The organism is Chryseobacterium cheonjiense (genome assembly GCF_012927265.1).
In the GTDB taxonomy this organism is placed as follows: Bacteria; Bacteroidota; Bacteroidia; order Flavobacteriales; family Weeksellaceae; genus Chryseobacterium; species Chryseobacterium cheonjiense.
Map to the genome: position 1 here is coordinate 444,446 of NZ_JABBGF010000002.1, position 17,292 is coordinate 461,737.

Consider the following 17,292-nt stretch of genomic DNA (forward strand, 5'->3'; position numbering starts at 1 on the left):
TTAAAAAAAACTTAAAACAGTTACACTACATAATGAAAGTCGAACAAATATATACCGGATGTCTGGCTCAGGGTGCCTATTATATCGTATCCGAAAACGAGGCAGCTATTATTGATCCTTTAAGAGAAGTAAAGCCTTATCTTGATCGTCTGGAAAAAGACAATGTAACGTTAAAATATATTTTTGAAACCCATTTCCATGCAGATTTTGTTTCGGGTCATTTGGATCTGAGTAAAAAAACAGGAGCCCCTATCGTGTACGGACCAACTGCGCAGCCTAAATTTAACGCCATTATTGCCGAAGACAATCAGGTTTTTGAGCTTGGAAAGGTAAAAATAAAAGTTCTTCATACACCGGGCCATACTATGGAAAGTACAACCTATCTTCTTATTGACGAAAACGGAGTGGAAACAGCCATTTTCACCGGTGATACTTTGTTTCTTGGAGATGTAGGCAGACCGGATCTTGCCCAGAAAGCAACTAATCTTACCCAGGAAGATCTTGCGGGAATTTTATACGATAGTCTGCAGACGAAGATTATGCCGCTGGACGACAGCATTACCGTATATCCGGCACATGGAGCGGGTTCTGCCTGTGGAAAAAATATGCAGAAAGAAACGGTGGACATTTTAGGAAATCAGAAAAAAACAAATTACGCGCTGAATCAGCCGGATAAAGAATCTTTTGTAAAAGAAGTTCTTGACGGCCTTACAGCTCCGCCCAAGTATTTCGGGATGAATGTAGCCATGAATAAAGGAGGTTATGAAAGTCTTGACGTAGTAATGGATAAAGGATTGACAGCAATTTCCGCTGAAGATTTCGAAGCTTATGCTGAAGAAACCGGTGCGTTGATTTTAGATACAAGAAGTCCGGCAGAATTCCATAAAGGATTTATTCCTAATTCCATTAACATTGGTTTGAAAGGAGACTTTGCGCCTTGGGTAGGTGCATTAATTGTTGATGTGAAACATCCTTTACTGCTGGTAGTAGATGAAGGCACAGAAGAAGAAGCCATCACCAGATTAAGCAGAGTAGGATTTGATCATGTGGTAGGCTATCTGAAAGGAGGATTCGACGCATGGAAAAGTAATGGAAAAGAAACCGATGAAATAAAAAGAATATCGCCCGAAGAATTTGCAGACCAGTTCAATAAAGCTTCGAAAGTAATTGATGTCCGTAAAATCTCGGAATATTCTGCCGAACATATCGACAATGCTTACAACAGGCCTTTGGACGAGATCAGCGAATGGGTGAATACCATCGATAATGCGGAACATTTTTTCCTGCATTGCGCGGGAGGATATCGAAGTATGATTGCTGCAAGCATCCTCAACTCGCATGGAATCAGAAATTTCACTGAAGTAGAAGGAGGTTTTAACGGAATTAAAAAGACAGGAAAGCTTCCGACTTCAGATTTTGTCTGCCAGTCTAAAACAATGTAATAATGAAGAAAGCCTTTTACGGATTTTTGATTGTTTCAGTATTTATATGTAATTCATGCAAAACAAATTCTTCTGCAGCATCTCCTGATAGCAATATCAAAGAAGTGGTGAACAGCCAGGATGTAGTTCTTGTAGATGTAAGAGTTCCTGAACAGTATGCAGAAGGCACCGCAAAAAATGCCATAAATATTCCTTTAGCTGAACTGTCGCAAAATGCAGAATCACTAAAAGGAAAAAAAGTAGTCGTTTTCTGCAATAAGGGAATTCAGGCAGATCAGGCAGCAGAACTATTAAAGAAACAAGGAGTCGAGGTATACGATGGAACGACGTGGGAGAATGTAAAAGCCATTCAGGACGAAAACATTTCCGGAAAATAATTATCAACATTAATAACCCAAACCAATATAGCTATGTCACAAAAATTCCAGGAAATCATCAATTCGGAAAGACCTGTATTGATTGATTTTTTTGCAACATGGTGCCAACCCTGCAAAGTACAGTCTTCGGTTCTTAATACCGTAAAGGAAAATGTAGGTGAAGGCGCAAGAATCATTAAAGTGGATGTAGACCAGTATCCTGCATTGGCAGCACAGTATGGAGTGCGCGGTGTCCCCACCCTGGCCGTATTTAAAAACGGAGAAATGCTTTGGAAAGAAAGCGGTGTACATGATGTGAATACACTGACGCAGCTTTTAAAACAATATGCTTAATAGTAAGATTAAGGCTAAGGTTGAGGTTAGGATCTTAGCCTCAATCTTATAACTTAATTTCAAAAGAATCCCGGTCATTCAAAAACTGAAAATGATTCCTGAAATCTTTTAAATCTTCCAAATTCAGTTCTGCTGAAATACGATTTCCTTCTTTTTTAGAAATCTCTTTTCCGTCTGCAAAAAAACAATGGGAGCTTTCCTGGTAAAAAAGATTATTCCCATCGGTCCCGATTCTGTTGAGCCCGAAAACAAAAGATAAATTTTCAATAGCCCTTGCTTTCAGCAGATGTTCCCAGGCGCCTACTCTTTTTTCCGGCCAGTTGGCAACATACAGCATCATATCGTAATCGTCATTATTTCTCGCAAAAACCGGAAAACGCAGATCATAGCATACCTGCAGTAAAATCCTGAAGCCTTTATAATTAACAATAACACGTTTCTTTCCGGGTGTATAGACTTTATCTTCACCTGAAAAGGAAAACAGATGGCGTTTATCATAAAAAACAACGCTTTCATCCGGATGAACAAAATACATTCTGTTATAAAACTTCCTACCCTCTTCTACAGGAGCGCTTCCGCAGAACGCCGCATTTTTCTCCTTTGCCATTTTCTTAAAAAAATCCAAAGATTCTTGATTTCTGTCAGCTACTTCCGAAGCGTCCATACAAAATCCTGTAGAAAACATTTCCGGTAAAAGGAAGAGATCGGCTTCCTGATTCTGCAGCTCTTCTTCGATCTGTTGAAAATTTTGTGCTTTATTTTTCCAGACAATATCTAAATTCAGTCCTGTGATTTTCATAAACTATGTTAAAAAACTTCATTAAAAATACGATTTTCAGATGATTTCGGTTCTATCTTTGTTGCAGATATTTTTTAAATAATAACATAAAAAGATACGATATGAAGAAATTGGTTTTTATGCTGATGTTAATTGTTGCAGGAACTACAGTAAACGCGCAGGCATGGACAGGAAAAGGAGATCAGAAAATCAATGCAGGATTGAGCGTTTGGGGATACGGAACCGGAATTACAGGAACATATGATTACGGTCTCAACGGACTGATTTCTGTGGGAGCAGGACTGAACGGTTATTTCAGCAATTACAAGGATAATGATAATGACAACAGCGTTTTTATTTTCGGAAGGCTGAACTTTCACTTAAAGGATGCCTTGCAGCTTCCTGAGAAACTAGATATTTATCCGGGGATTGATGTAGGTGTTGTGGGAAGTGATTTCGGACTGGGTGCGCATATCGGAGCCCGGTATTTCTTTACAGAAAGAATCGGGGTTTTTGCAGAAGTCGGAAACAATGGCAGTCTCGGCGTTTCCATTAATTTGTAATAATCACCTTATTATATGACAAAGCTTCTCGTTTCGGGAGGCTTTTTATTTGGCATAGTTTTGAGAATTGTTACCTTTGCAAATTAACATACAAAAGCATTAATGGAAATAGCAATCAAACTGTTTCAATTTATATTGAGCATTTCTATCTTAGTAGTCCTTCATGAGCTTGGACACTTTTTACCGGCAAAGTGGTTCAAAACCAGAGCAGAGAAATTCTTCCTGTTTTTTGACCCTTGGTTTTCAATTTTTTCAATGAAAAAAATCAATGGAAAATGGCAGTATAAATTTCTTTCCAAAAATCTTCCGGATACTGAAGTTATCGAGGTAAACGGTGAAAAGAAAGAAGTTCCTATCGATATATCAAAACTTCCCGATAACGACTGGAGAAAACATCCCGAAAAAACAAAGTACGGTATCGGCTGGCTTCCTTTCGGAGGTTATGTAAAAATTGCCGGAATGGTAGATGAAAGCATGGACACCGAACAGCTGAAGCAGCCGGCGCAGCCCTGGGAATTCAGGTCTAAGCCGGCATGGCAAAGACTGATCATCATGCTGGGCGGGGTTACCGTGAATTTTTTCCTTGCATGGGTGATTTTTTCTGCCTTAATGGGTAATGGCGGGGAAGATATTTTTGATGCCAATAAAATCACTACCCCTCTTCATTATACGGAAGCGGCCAAAAAAATGGGATTCCAGGATGGTGACAAGATCATTAGCGTAGACGGAAAAACCCAAAAAGATTTTAAAAAATTAGCACTGGATGTTTTATTAAGCGATGAAATTACTGTTCTGAGAAATGGAAAGGAGGTAACCTTCCCAACGAATGACGACGGAAAGGCTCTTGCTTTCAACGATCCCGAACCGAGATCTTTCCTTACTCCGAGAATGGCTCCCATAGTAGACACTATTGTTACAAAATCAACAATGGACGCCGGTTTAAAGGTTGGGGACAAGATTCTTGCCGTAAACGGAAAACCGATTGCTTATTATGATGAAGTAAAGCCTCTGGTGACTCCCAACGCAGGAAAAGTAACGGATTTCCAGGTATTAAGAAACAACCAGGTAACTGATCTTAAAATACCTGTTTCAAAAGAGGGAACGATCGGCATTCTGGCATTTAAAGAGACAAAAAAATATTATGTTCACAATGATTATGACTTCATTGGGTCCATTAAGAGAGGTTTCACACTGACAATTGAGAGCCTGACATACCAGATCAAGCAGTTCAAACTGGTTTTCAACAAGAAAGTGAAGGGATATAAGAAAGTAGGGGGACCTCTTGCAATTATCAAAAATATGCCTGTAGATCAAAGTAAAGACGGAAGCGTATCTATTGACTGGAGGGCTTTCTGGGGTTTTACGGCAATGTTCTCGGTTTGGTTAGCCTTCCTGAATTTAATTCCGATTCCGGGATTGGATGGCGGCCACGTTTTATTCACTTTATATGAAATGATTGTAGGAAAACCTGTTCCCCAAAAAGTATTGGAAAACGCTCAAATGGTGGGAGTTATCTTCTTATTGGGATTAATGGTTCTGATATTCGGAAGCGATATATTCAAGGCATTAACCGGAAGCTTATAAATTTTTAAAAAAATATTTGCAGGGTATAAATATTCGTCCTATATTTGCACCACTTAAAACAAAGGACATTCCTCCTTAGCTCAGTTGGTTAGAGCATCTGACTGTTAATCAGAGGGTCGCTGGTTCGAGCCCAGCAGGAGGAGCAGAAAGACTTACAGAAATGTAAGTCTTTTTTTATTTTAACTGTTCTGAAATAATATTTTACGGTAAGATAAATTTAATCTCCTGAAAAATAATTATATAGCTTGCATCGCCCGCTGTTACAGGAAAATTCTCATTATTTTTAAACCAAAAATTTGTTTGATATTAATATTCCTTTTATATTTGCACCACTAAAACAATAGGAAATTCCTCCTTAGCTCAGTTGGTTAGAGCATCTGACTGTTAATCAGAGGGTCGCTGGTTCGAGCCCAGCAGGAGGAGCTAAAAGACTTACAGAAATGTAGGTCTTTTTTATTTTTACTCAACACCAGTTACTTTAATAAAAATAATAATCACACTACTACATCACAACCGTGTTATTTCCTTACATTTGCAGTTTTGTATTTAAATACATAAAATTTTAAATATTATTGAACCATTACAATAAATCTGCATACTTTTTGTTTATGCAATAGCTTGAAGAAACAACAAATGTTAATTATTAAACCGCGATATTACCCCCTTTTTATTTTTATCCTTCTTACCCATTTTGTACATGCCCAAAATGCAGCCAGCGGAAAAATCACAGACGCTAAAACCAATAAAGAAATTAGCGGCGTAGACGTTTTCATTAACGAAAGCAATAAGCCGATATTGACAACAACTACCGGTAATTTTATGGTGCAGTCGGACAGTATTATTTATAAGCTTAAATTTTTAAGAAAAAATTACGCTTTAGAAAGCGTAGATGTTACGCCCGATAATGCCAACAATATCTTTGTAAAACTTTCCCAGGAAAAAGAAAGCAATATTCAGGAAGTAGTAATCCATAACGAAAGACCGAAGTATAAAAACAAAAAGGAAAACCCGGCGTATGCCATCATGCAGAAAGTCTGGGCCAGAAAAAGAAACAACGGACTGGATAAATTCGACACATACACCTATAAAGAATACGAGAAGATTCAGTTTGATGCCAATAACCTCGACAGTGCCTTCATGAAAAAGAAGATCTTCAATAAGCTTGAATTTATCTTCGATTATAAAGACTCTACCGCGAGCGGAAAAATAGGACTTCCCGTATTTCTGAACGAGGCAGTTTACGAAAATTATGGTGAGAACAGGCCTTCCAAAAGAACAAAAAAACTTTTGGTAGCACAGAAAACATCCGGGTTTCAGGATAACCAGATCGTGACGCTTACGGCCAAAAACCTTTACAGGGATATCAATATCTACGACAATACCTTAAATTATTTTGATATTGGCTTTCCGAGTCCTGTGGGAGAAACAGGCTTCAGCACGTACGATTACAATCTTGTTGACACCATTTCCATCCGCGGAGAAAATGCTTTCAAAATCAGGTACCTTCCGAAAAGAGAAGATGTACTGGCTTTTCAGGGATATCTGTATATCGACACCGACAGTTATGCCGTGTTGGGAGCTACGTTAAAATCTACCCAGAAGATCAATGTTAATTTCATCAACGGAATTTCTACCGAACTGGAGTATGATAATCCTGATGAAAATACCTTCTTACCCAGAAAATTTGTTACGGAAATTGAAATGACCCCGTTTTCCAAAAAGAAAACCGCAAAAAGTATTGTCGCCAAACGATCCGTTGATTATTCCGAATATGAATTTAATAAGCCTCTGGAAGATCAGATTTTTAAACGAAAAGAAGAAGAATATTCCGACAGTTTCACCGACAAGGATGATGCGTACTGGCTTAAAGCCAGACCTGATTCTTTATCGAAATCTGAACAGGGTATTTACGACATGCTTGACAAACTTCAGCAGACTCCGAAATTCAACAGGATCGTAAAACTTTACGAAACGCTGGGCTCCGGTTATTATAATGTGAAAAAATTAGGTATTGATATTGGTCCGATTTTCTCCGTTTACGGTAAAAACGAAGTGGAAGGAGACAGGATAAGACTGGGTGCAAGAACCTATTTTACGAGAAACGATCCGTGGAGGGTACAGTTTTATACGGCTTACGGCTTCAAAGACCAACAGGTAAAATACGGTGCGGAAGCGAGATTTATGTTTAACAGGGTCAACCGCTTTACAATAGGAGCAGGAACCCGGAGAGACATTCTCCAGCTGGGAGTACAGCTTACCAACGACGACGGAATCATGGCCAGGACATTTGCTTCCTCAACCATTTTTGCCAGAGGAGAAAATGCTTCTTTAAGCTCCCTGAACCAAACAAATGTTTTTACCTCAATTGAACCCTGGAAGAACTTTCAGATCCGTCTTGACGGAACGATGCAGAGCATTAAATCTGCCAATCCTGATGGCTTTAGCCTGATGTACTATAAAGATGGTGCTTTAAGGAAAACAACCAACGATTCGCACTTTACGCTTAGCCTGATCGCAAGACCGGGAGCGAAATTTTCCCAGACTGGGATCGACCGTTATGAGCATGGAACTCTGGCTCCGACAATTGTATTAAAATACACGAAAGGGGTAGAAGGATTATTCGGATCTGATTTTAATTATAATAAACTCCAGTTCCTTTTCTACAAGCCATTTTTAATCGGGAGCTGGGGAAAACTGCAGGTAAATTTTGAAGCCGGAAAAAATTTCAACACTGTTCCTTTGGCGTTACAGAATGTCATTCCGGGAAACCAGTCGTACAGTCTTGCGCAGAACACTTTTGCCCAGCTTAATTATTATGAATTTGTAGCAGACACCTATACAACCCTTCATCTTGAGCATCATTTTAACGGTAAGATTCTTTCTTTTATTCCATTAATTAAGAAATTGAAATTAAGAGAGGTTGCTTTTATCAGAGGAGCTTACGGAACATTGAGTGATGCTTCTAAAGCCATCAATGTAGAAGGATTTAAATACTCTGCTCCAAGCGAGCATATTTACTATGAATATGGTTTCGGAATTGAAAATATAGGTTTTGGAAACCTGAGAATTTTCAGAGTAGACTTTAACTGGCGCGGGAATTACCTTGACCGGCCTGATATTTCAACCTTTGGTATAAAAGCCGGATTCCAGGTAAACTTCTAGAAAAAATAAAATCTCCTTTTATGAAGGAGATTTTTTTGTGGGTTAAGACTCTGAAGGATAATTCTTACAGCCGTTGCAATGCGCTACAATATAGACAATATTGCATGGCGGTCTTTCTCCTTCAGGAATGCTGCAATAGATATCGCATGGCAAACATTCTTTTACGGGAGCGATACCTCCTGTTACTTCTTTAAGATCCTGTCTTGTAATTTTCTTTAAATTTTTCATATCAGTTAAATTTTGTTTGATTTGGTGTTAAATATAAGAAATATATTCATTTTCAATTATGATTTAATAAAATAAAAAAGCCTCAGCGGTTGCTGAGGCTTTTTTATGTATAAAAACGCGTATTATTATGCGTTTGTTTCTACAGATACGTAAGATCTGTTATTTGCTTTCTTTCTGAAAACTACTTTACCATCTACTAAAGCGAACAAAGTGTGGTCTTTACCGATTCCCACGTTTGCACCTGGGTGGTGTTGCGTACCTCTTTGTCTAACAATAATATTACCGGCAATAGCCTCCTGACCACCAAAAATCTTTACTCCTAATCTTTTGGAGTGAGATTCTCTACCGTTTTTGGAACTACCAACTCCTTTCTTATGTGCCATTTTATTTTAAGGTTTTTTGGTTTAACAATTATTCTGCACTTTCAGCAGCTTCAGCGTCTGCCTTTTTTGTTGTTTTCTTAGCAGGTTTTTCTGCTTTTTTAGCTCCTTCAAATCCTGTAATACCAGTAATCTGAATTTGAGTTAATGATTGTCTGTGACCGTTTTTCACTTTGTAACCTTTTCTTCTTTTCTTTTTGAAAACGATTACTTTATCAGCTTTTACGTGGTCAAGGATCTCTGCCTCTACAGTGATTCCGCTTACAGCTGGGGCGCCTACAGTGATTGCTCCGTTTACAGTAAGAAGTACTTTATCGAAAGATACTTTACCTCCTTTGTCTCCTGCTAAACGGTTTACAAACAACTTCTGGTCTTGCTCAACTTTGTATTGAAGCCCTGCTATTTCTACAATTGCAAACATTGTTTATAAAATTTTTAGTTATTTCGAGGTGCAAATATAAGGATTATTTTCTAATCTCCTCAAATTCAACCCAATCTTTTTTAATTAAAATTTTAACTATGTTTTGAATAATTTATCACAATAAAGTGATAATATTTTCCGTTAAATAATATAACTTCGCTAAACCAAAATATTTTATATGAAAAGAAACTTTAATTTCCGCATTATTGCGGGAGCAATTGCTGCACTATCTCTGTCAGCATGTAACGACGACTCACTGGAAACTCCTGTACAGCCAGAACAACAACAGGCCGAAAGCCAGAAAATCGACCAGCCCAACGCTCTTGAAAAAGTATGTTATTATGTAGATCAAAACTGGAGCTCCTCTTCCGTATTGCTTACCAGCTTACAAAATTCTACAGATACCAACTTTATGAATGGTCAAATGACAAAAATTGCGAGCCTTTGGGGAAGAAGCAACCCCACACTCCGTTTTGTGAACGATCCTTCCAATTACAACTCTACGTATAATGCCATATCCTACTCTACCGGAAAAATATATTATGGTTATGCGATATATTATGACGCCAAATCGAAAGGCGGAGATATTGTGAATGCCATGATTTTAGCCCATGAATACGGTCATCAGCTGCAATACATCTTTGGACTTCCATCTGTAAATGAATCTACAGCAAGGCCTAATGAACTTGAAGCAGACGGATTTGCTGGATATTATTTAAGAAGACCGAACGGTTACAACCAGACCAGTTTTACACAAATCGCAGCGGCATATGAATTTGCACAAAGCATCGGAGATTACCAGACAAACAGTCCCGGACACCACGGAACACCGCCGCAGAGAAGATCTGCCGTGCGTTTAGGGTTCCTTTTAGGACAATATGATCTCTCAGCTGCTGATTTCGATTATAATTTCTTTTATTATTATCAGGGAGTTTTGAACGGAACATACAAAACCGCTAAAAACTCCCGTTTTCCTGAACTCGATGCTTTTATGAGCCAATATCTTGATGAACTGAAGAAAATTCAGACGGGAGAAATCTCTGCTGATCAATTCAGAAATTTAAAATAACATTCATTTTCGATATATCTTTTTTAGAGGCGGGCCAATATTCCCGCCTCTTTTCTTTTTGAAAATATTCATAAAGTTTATTTACTTTTGAGCATTATATATACCTTATGAAAAGAGATCTCTACATTGATTTTGCAAAAGGACTGGCAACATTATCCATTATTTTCATTCATACGGCTTTCTGGTCCGGGCAGTTCTATATTCCGGCAGAAGTAAGAGTATTTTCTCTGGTGTTTGATGTAGCCTTATTTTATGCGCTAAGCGGGATCACTTCAGGTTCAAATATTGAAAAAACTTTTTACCGTTTGCTGAAACTTCAGATCACCTATATGATCTTTGTAACTTTCCTGTTTTTCCTTGATTATTTCTTCAAAATTTTCGGACTGAATTTTTTCTCCCTGGAATGGCTTCAGAATTTCTATTCCACCTTCGGATCAAAATATACAATTAACAGTATTTCAACCGCTCCACAATGGGAAAATCTGGGCAACTGGTACCTGCATCAATACACCAATGCTGACACATTTCCGGTCGTAATGGGAAGTTTCTGGTACTTAAAAGTTTATTTTATTCTCACCGTTTTCGGAGTGCTTATCTTACGGTTTTTCCCTAAACATATCAATTGGTTTATCGCATTATGCATTGCTTTAACGCTATTATTTAATATTTTCCCGGAAATATATCCTGAAGGGCAGGTGGGATATGTCGCCTTTTACCTGGCCGTTTTTCTGATCGGCAACAGAATGAAGGGCAAAAATATACCTGACAAAATGATTCCTGTACTGTATGCCTGTGTTGCTGCAGCTTTAATCTGGATGTTTTGGCATTACGGCAATGAAATTTTTTACAAAATCAACAGAAATAAATTTCCGCCGAAAATTCCATATATCATCTGGGCATTATTTTCTCTCGTAACGCTTTTTGTTTTTTATAACCGTTTAAAAATTTCTAAAGAAAGTTTCGTCACCTATATCGGAAAGAATGCCATATTTTTCTATTTTGCCCAGGGTATAAGCTCTTCTCTTGTGTATTTTTTGGTAGTTCCTTTAAAAGAAGATATGCCCTGGTGGATTTTAATGATTCTTATTTATATCATTAACATAATCCTGGCGTTTGGAATTTCAGCCATACTAAAGAAAGTAGACAATTTCGGATGGAATATCCTTGAAATAGTAAGAAAAAAAACTGCTATTGAATAGCAGTTTTTTATTGTTTTTTTTAATCTCTTCTTCCGCTTCGCGCAATTAATGCGATGATAATGATAAGAAGAATTGCACCCCCGATAATGTACATTGGGTTGGCATACCATTCTGTAGTGGTAGTGGTATTATTTTCTGTAGTAACGACTCCTCCGGCATTATCCTGTGCAAATGAATAAAAAGACATAAATACTGAAAATGCAAATGCAAGCAAAGCACTCATCTTACTTTTAATAGCTGTAATTGTTTCCATAATGTTTATATTTTTAATTGGTTTTAAAACAATAACAAAAAAAGTACCATCAGGTTTAGATATTTTATAAAAAAGATGAATTTGAATGAAAATCTTCAACAAAAATAAACTTCTGTCATATCACAAAATATTTTAATTTTACACAAAATTTTAAACTATGTTTAAGTTGAAACTTCCCACTGATCCAAGGTGGGCAAATATAGCAGAGGGAAACATTGAAGAAATTTTGACGGATCATGCATGGTGTGAGCAAAAAGCTGCTACAAATGCGATCGGGCTTATTACAATGCTTCCTGAATACCCCGAGATTGTTACAGAACTTCTTGCTATTGCACAGGAAGAACTGGAGCATTTTAACCAGGTTCATGAAATCATTAAAAAAAGAGGCTACACTTTCGGACGTACCAGAAAAGATGATTATGTAAACGAGCTCGTACAATTTATCCAGAAAGGAGGCAACAGAGATGATCTTATTGTTGATAAAATGCTTTTTGCAGCCATGATCGAAGCCAGAAGCTGCGAACGCTTTAAGGTACTTACCGAGAACATCAAAGATGAAGAGCTTAAAACTTTTTACCGCGACCTGATGGTTTCGGAAGCCAATCATTATACAACATTCATAGGATTTGCAAGACAGCTGGGAGATCCTGAAAAAGTAAATAAACGCTGGGAAGAATGGCTTGAATATGAAGCCAAAATAATTCAGTCGTACGGAAAAGGTGAAACCATTCACGGATAATAATATTTTAAGGTGAAAAAGCTGACGTTTGAAAATATTGCCAATTGGTTCCTGAAAAATTTCTTTCAGGGGTTGGTTATTATTGGCCCTATCGGACTGACCATGTTTGTCATCTGGTATGTCGTGACCTCCATTGACAATATTATTCCTTCGGTCGCTAAAGAGATTCCCGGGTTGGTTTTTATCTCAACTATTTTATTTACGGCAATGTTAGGATATCTGGGCAATAAATTTGTTGTCGGCAGATTCTTTTTCGACGCTATGGACCGCCTGCTTGAAAAAACGCCGGGCGTAAAACATATTTATACCCCAACCAAAGACGTTATGTCTTCCTTTGTCGGAGATAAGAAAAAGTTCAACGATCCGGTCTGGGTAAAAACCAACGAAAATCCCGAAATATGGAGAATCGGTTTTCTCACCCAGAAAGAAATGGCAGACGTTGAAAAACACAATTATGTTGCGGTATACCTGCCACATTCTTACGCTATTTCAGGATGGGTAATTGTTACGGAAGAAAAAAACATCAAACCGGTAGTGGGCATGACGGCAGCTTCTGCAATGAAATTTGCGGTAAGTGGCGGTGTAGCAGGCTTTCACTCAGATGATAATATTTTTAAAGCTCCGGAGTAATACGGCTTAAAAAACATATCCTTTGATGAATTTGAAATTATTCAAATAAAAATTCTTTACAAAACAATCTAATAAATACTATAATGAACTTACCGTACGCGGAACCATTCCGCATTAAAATGATTGAGGAAATCCGTCAGTCAACCAGACAAGAAAGAGAACAATGGCTTAAAGAAGCAAACTATAATTTATTCAACCTAAAATCTTCACAGGTTTTCATCGATCTTCTTACCGACTCCGGAACCGGAGCAATGTCCGACAGACAATGGGGTGCTTTGATGATGGGTGATGAAAGCTATGCCGGTTCGCGTTCTTTTGAGCAGCTTCACCAGACCGTTCAGAGCATTACAGGTTTCAAATATCTTTTACCAACCCACCAGGGAAGAGCTGCAGAAAATGTACTTTTCTCCGTTTTGGTAAAAGAAGGAGATGTAGTGCCTGGAAATTCTCACTTTGACACCACAAAAGGGCATATTGAATTCAGAAAGGCACACGCTATTGACTGTACTATAGATGAGGCTTTTGACATCAATGACCTTCATCCTTTCAAAGGAAATATCAATATTGAAAAACTTGAAGAAGTTTATAAAACACATCCGAAGGAAAACATTCCTTTCTGCTTAATTACAATTACCTGCAACTCATCCGGAGGACAGCCTGTATCTCTGGAAAATATGAAAGCCGTAAAAGAACTTTCCGACAAATATGGCGTTCCTGTATATTTTGACTCGGCGAGATTCGCAGAAAATGTATATTTTATCAAAAAAAGAGAAGCCGGGCAGGAAAACAGAAGCATCAAAGAAATCTGCAAAGAGATTTTCTCTTACGGTGACGGGATGACCATGAGTTCTAAAAAAGACGGACTGGTAAACATCGGAGGTTTTATCGCTTTAAATAATGAAGAAGTTTTCAGAAAAGCTTCCAATTTCACCATTATTTATGAAGGTTTCATTACTTATGGAGGAATGGCGGGAAGAGATATGGCCGCTTTAGCGGTTGGTCTTGATGAAGCTACAGAATTTGCTTATCTGGAAAGCAGAATTTCCCAGGTGGAATATCTTGGAAATAAATTAATAGAATATGGAATTCCGGTTCAGAAACCTATCGGTGGACATGCTGTATTCATTGATTCCCTTAATTTCCTTCCAAAAGTTGACCGTTCAGAATATCCTGCACAAACGTTAGGACTTGAAATTTATAAAGAAGCCGGTATCCGAACCGTAGAAATCGGGACATTATTGGCTGACAGAGATCCTGAAACAAGACAAAACCGTTATCCGAAGCTGGAATTAGTGCGTCTTGCCATACCAAGAAGAACGTATACCAACAACCATATGGATTATATTGCCGCTGCTATCAGAAACGTTTATGAAAGACGTGATGAGATTGCCAAAGGCTATAAAATAACCTGGGAACCTGATCTGTTGAGACATTTTACGGTTCAGCTTGAAGAAGCTTAAATAAAAAAAGGATTCAAATTAGTTTGAATCCTTTTTATTTTTAATACGTTTAATTAATGTTTTACGCATAATGCATTTATTATATTCAAATTTTAAACTTTTAGTAAAAATTACATTTAATTACAATTCAATACATAACAAATATTGATTTTAATTATTACTTTGAAAAAAAATTAATATTTTTGATTTGAATCTAAAAAGCTGATGACATGAAAATTAAATATCTGAGTGCCGTATTTTTAGGCACTGCTTCTGTAATGTATTCACAGCAGGCAAATGATACTGTTTCGAAGTACACCAAGATCGAGGAAGTTGCTATTACAGGCAGCCGGAATAAGAAAAGAACGGTTGTTGATACCCCAGTCCCGATCGATGTTATAGACATAAAGCAGGTGAGTCAGTCTACGGGTCAGGTAGAAGTAAACCAGCTTTTGCAGTTTGCCGCTCCTTCATTTAATTCCAACAAACAATCGGGCTCGGATGGTGCAGACGCAGTAGATCCCGCAACATTACGCGGACTGGGACCCGATCAAACTTTGCTTTTACTCAATGGAAAAAGATACCACCAGTCTTCCCTCATCAATCTCTTCGGAACGAAAGGACGAGGAAATACCGGATCTGATATGAATACAATTCCCATTGGAGCAATAAAAAGAGTGGAAGTTCTTCGGGACGGAGCTTCAGCACAATACGGTTCTGACGCTATTGCAGGAGTCATCAATGTGATTTTAAATGACCGCGATCACGGTTTTGAGGGAAATGCTTTCTATGGTGTCAATCTTTTCAAAAGCCCGGGAGATCACGATGTTGTTTCTGACCGGAAAATTGACGGAAATACGTTTGATTTTTACGGAAATTACGGTACGAAAATAGGATCAAAAGGAGGTTTCGGTAATTTTACCGCAGAGTTTGTCAATAAAGAATTTGCTATCCGCAACGCTAATCCGGAAAAATATGATGCTCCGAGACAACGATTTGGGGATGCCAAATCTCAAAATTTTTATTTTTTCGGAAATATTGAGATCCCTTTGACGGACAACCTGAAATTTTATTCAAGACAGGGGTTTTCCCAAAGAAATACAGATGCTTATGCCTGGACGCGAAGTGCTGATGCAGACGGAAATATTCCGGAAGTTTATCCTAACGGCTTCAATCCTGTTCAAGACACCAATATTACGGATTTTACCTTTGACAATGGTTTGAAGTTTAAAGTCGCAGACTGGGATGTAGACTTTTATAACGCTTTCGGGAGCAATAGATTTACTTATCAGATAGACAACACCATTAATGCCACATTGGGTGTAAAATCTCCGAGAAGTTTTGACGCGGGAGGTCATTCCTTATTACAAAATACTACTGGGTTTAATGCTGCGAAACAATTCGATTTGCTGGAAGGCCTCAATATTGCTTTCGGATCAGAATTCAGGTATGAAAAATTTAACATTATTAAAGGAGAAGAAGCATCGTACGCAATGTATGATCTTAATGGAAATATTGTAACAGCAGGAACGAATCCTGGTTTACTCGTAACTAATCCTTTAAGCGGTAATGTAAGACCGGGAGGCTCACAGGGATTTCCGGGATATTCGCAGGAAATCGGTAAAAACAGAAATAATTTTGCAGCCTACATCGATACCGAACTGGACATCACAAAAAACTGGATGATCAGCGTAGCGGGAAGATTTGAAAATTATAACGACTTTGGAAGTACCCTTAACGGAAAGTTTGCCACCCGATACAAAATAACACCTCAGCTCGCTTTCCGTGGTTCTTTTTCTACAGGCTTCAGAGCGCCTTCTTTAGCACAGAAATACTACAGTCTGCAGTTTACTAATTTTCAGGGAGGCAATCTTGTAACGATTCAGCTGGCTTCCAATGACAGTGATCTGGCAAACAGGGTGGGTATTTCGCAGCTGAAACAGGAGACTTCGGTAAACGGAAGTGCCGGATTTACCTTTAATACAGGAAAATTCACTGCAACTGTAGACGGTTATTATATTAAGGTAAAAGACAGGATTGTGCTTACAGGAAATTTCGACAGAAGTGATCTTCCGGCAGATGTACAGGCTGACTATCCATACATTGACCAGGCACAATTCTTTTCTAACGCGATTGATACCAAAACAAAAGGAGTGGATGTCATTATAAGTTATCTTCAGAATATCGGAAAGGGAAAGCTTACAGCAACTCTTGCAGGAAATTATAATAAAATGGAAATTACCAAAGTCAACACTTCAGACCGGCTTGCAGGAAAAGAAGAAATTTATCTGAGTCCAAGGGAAAGAGCATTTATTCTGGCATCTGCCCCGGAAACCAAAATCAATTTAAGTCTGAATTATAAGATCCAAAAATTTAATGCCAATCTGCAGTTGGTACGGTTCGATAAAGTGAGCCTGATCGGGTATAATGGTGCAGATGATTACCAGATCTACAATCCAAAAGTAACGGCAGATCTTTCATTTGCTTATGATTTCTCGAAAAGCATTACCCTTACGATAGGAAGTAAAAATGTATTTAACAGATATCCTACACTTCAAAAAACATCCGTTTCAGAAGGCAATACAGAATCCGGAGGTATTTTTGATCCCGTACAGATGGGCTTCTCAGGAAGACAGATTTTTGCCCGTTTTAATTTCAGGTTTTAACCTTTGAATAAATCAGCGGCTCAATCTTC

17 protein-coding genes and 2 tRNA genes are annotated in these 17,292 nt (G+C 38.1%); 14 read left to right on the forward strand and 5 right to left on the reverse strand.

Annotated elements, in window-relative coordinates:
• Positions 1 to 32 precede the first annotated feature (32 nt).
• Genes HHL20_RS12600 through HHL20_RS12610 form a run of 3 tightly spaced genes read left to right on the forward strand, consistent with a single transcriptional unit; the run spans position 33 to position 2,152 of the window.
• Positions 33 to 1,442: an MBL fold metallo-hydrolase gene (locus tag HHL20_RS12600; RefSeq protein WP_169231537.1), complete on the forward strand. Its 1,410-nt coding sequence runs from the start codon at positions 33 to 35 to the stop codon at positions 1,440 to 1,442.
• A gap of 2 nt (positions 1,443 to 1,444) precedes the next feature.
• A complete protein-coding gene (locus HHL20_RS12605) occupies positions 1,445 to 1,819 on the forward strand; it encodes a rhodanese-like domain-containing protein (protein WP_169231538.1) in 375 nt (124 codons plus the stop codon).
• Positions 1,820 to 1,852: 33 nt separating this feature from the next.
• Positions 1,853 to 2,152, forward strand: a complete 300-nt coding sequence (locus tag HHL20_RS12610) for a thioredoxin family protein (protein ID WP_169231539.1) — start codon at positions 1,853 to 1,855, stop codon at positions 2,150 to 2,152.
• Between the two features lie 46 nt (positions 2,153 to 2,198).
• On the opposite strand, the gene HHL20_RS12615 is transcribed toward HHL20_RS12610, so the two are convergent.
• Positions 2,199 to 2,951, reverse strand: a complete 753-nt coding sequence (locus HHL20_RS12615; RefSeq protein ID WP_169231540.1) for a nitrilase family protein — start codon at positions 2,949 to 2,951, stop codon at positions 2,199 to 2,201.
• Between the two features lie 101 nt (positions 2,952 to 3,052).
• On the opposite strand from HHL20_RS12615, the gene HHL20_RS12620 reads away from it, so the two are divergent.
• The 5 genes from HHL20_RS12620 to HHL20_RS12640 all read left to right on the forward strand — a co-directional run bounded on the left by HHL20_RS12620 (position 3,053) and on the right by HHL20_RS12640 (position 8,239).
• The gene (locus HHL20_RS12620; protein ID WP_169231541.1) at positions 3,053 to 3,493 is read left to right on the forward strand and encodes a DUF6646 family protein; all 441 of its coding nucleotides are present in this window, start codon (positions 3,053 to 3,055) and stop codon (positions 3,491 to 3,493) included.
• Between the two features lie 102 nt (positions 3,494 to 3,595).
• Positions 3,596 to 5,077: an RIP metalloprotease RseP gene (gene rseP / locus HHL20_RS12625; RefSeq protein WP_169231542.1), complete on the forward strand. Its 1,482-nt coding sequence runs from the start codon at positions 3,596 to 3,598 to the stop codon at positions 5,075 to 5,077.
• Positions 5,078 to 5,146: 69 nt separating this feature from the next.
• Positions 5,147 to 5,220: transfer RNA gene (locus tag HHL20_RS12630), tRNA-Asn, on the forward strand.
• Between the two features lie 206 nt (positions 5,221 to 5,426).
• Positions 5,427 to 5,500 (forward strand) — tRNA-Asn (locus HHL20_RS12635).
• Between the two features lie 210 nt (positions 5,501 to 5,710).
• The gene (locus HHL20_RS12640; protein ID WP_169231543.1) at positions 5,711 to 8,239 is read left to right on the forward strand and encodes a DUF5686 family protein; all 2,529 of its coding nucleotides are present in this window, start codon (positions 5,711 to 5,713) and stop codon (positions 8,237 to 8,239) included.
• A 42-nt stretch (positions 8,240 to 8,281) separates the two neighbouring features.
• Here the strand turns inward: HHL20_RS12640 and HHL20_RS19475 are convergent, their stop codons facing one another.
• From HHL20_RS19475 to rplU, 3 genes are all read right to left on the reverse strand, one after another.
• Complete coding sequence (locus HHL20_RS19475) at positions 8,282 to 8,467, reverse strand: bacteriocin-like protein (protein WP_185194817.1); 186 nt, start codon at positions 8,465 to 8,467, stop codon at positions 8,282 to 8,284.
• A 125-nt stretch (positions 8,468 to 8,592) separates the two neighbouring features.
• Entirely contained in the window at positions 8,593 to 8,850 is a 258-nt protein-coding gene (gene rpmA / locus HHL20_RS12650) for a 50S ribosomal protein L27 (RefSeq protein ID WP_029298240.1), read from the reverse strand.
• A gap of 28 nt (positions 8,851 to 8,878) precedes the next feature.
• On the reverse strand, positions 8,879 to 9,268 hold the full coding sequence (gene rplU / locus HHL20_RS12655) for a 50S ribosomal protein L21 (RefSeq protein WP_169231544.1): 390 nt from the start codon (positions 9,266 to 9,268) through the stop codon (positions 8,879 to 8,881).
• 178 nt (positions 9,269 to 9,446) lie between these two features.
• On the opposite strand from rplU, the gene HHL20_RS12660 reads away from it, so the two are divergent.
• A complete protein-coding gene (locus HHL20_RS12660) occupies positions 9,447 to 10,337 on the forward strand; it encodes a neutral zinc metallopeptidase (protein WP_169231545.1) in 891 nt (296 codons plus the stop codon).
• A 107-nt stretch (positions 10,338 to 10,444) separates the two neighbouring features.
• Positions 10,445 to 11,536, forward strand: a complete 1,092-nt coding sequence (locus HHL20_RS12665; RefSeq protein ID WP_169231546.1) for an acyltransferase family protein — start codon at positions 10,445 to 10,447, stop codon at positions 11,534 to 11,536.
• A gap of 19 nt (positions 11,537 to 11,555) precedes the next feature.
• Here the strand turns inward: HHL20_RS12665 and HHL20_RS12670 are convergent, their stop codons facing one another.
• Positions 11,556 to 11,789: a hypothetical protein gene (locus HHL20_RS12670; RefSeq protein WP_169231547.1), complete on the reverse strand. Its 234-nt coding sequence runs from the start codon at positions 11,787 to 11,789 to the stop codon at positions 11,556 to 11,558.
• Positions 11,790 to 11,946: 157 nt separating this feature from the next.
• Between HHL20_RS12670 and miaE the strand changes: the two genes are divergently transcribed.
• The 4 genes from miaE (at position 11,947) to HHL20_RS12690 (ending at position 17,263) form a co-directional block, all read left to right on the forward strand.
• On the forward strand, positions 11,947 to 12,528 hold the full coding sequence (miaE, locus tag HHL20_RS12675; RefSeq protein WP_169231548.1) for a tRNA-(ms[2]io[6]A)-hydroxylase: 582 nt from the start codon (positions 11,947 to 11,949) through the stop codon (positions 12,526 to 12,528).
• A gap of 12 nt (positions 12,529 to 12,540) precedes the next feature.
• Entirely contained in the window at positions 12,541 to 13,158 is a 618-nt protein-coding gene (locus tag HHL20_RS12680; RefSeq protein ID WP_169231549.1) for a DUF502 domain-containing protein, read from the forward strand.
• Positions 13,159 to 13,241: 83 nt separating this feature from the next.
• Complete coding sequence (locus tag HHL20_RS12685; RefSeq protein WP_169231550.1) at positions 13,242 to 14,618, forward strand: tryptophanase; 1,377 nt, start codon at positions 13,242 to 13,244, stop codon at positions 14,616 to 14,618.
• Positions 14,619 to 14,827: 209 nt separating this feature from the next.
• Complete coding sequence (locus HHL20_RS12690) at positions 14,828 to 17,263, forward strand: TonB-dependent receptor plug domain-containing protein (protein ID WP_169231551.1); 2,436 nt, start codon at positions 14,828 to 14,830, stop codon at positions 17,261 to 17,263.
• Positions 17,264 to 17,292: the final 29 nt, after the last annotated feature.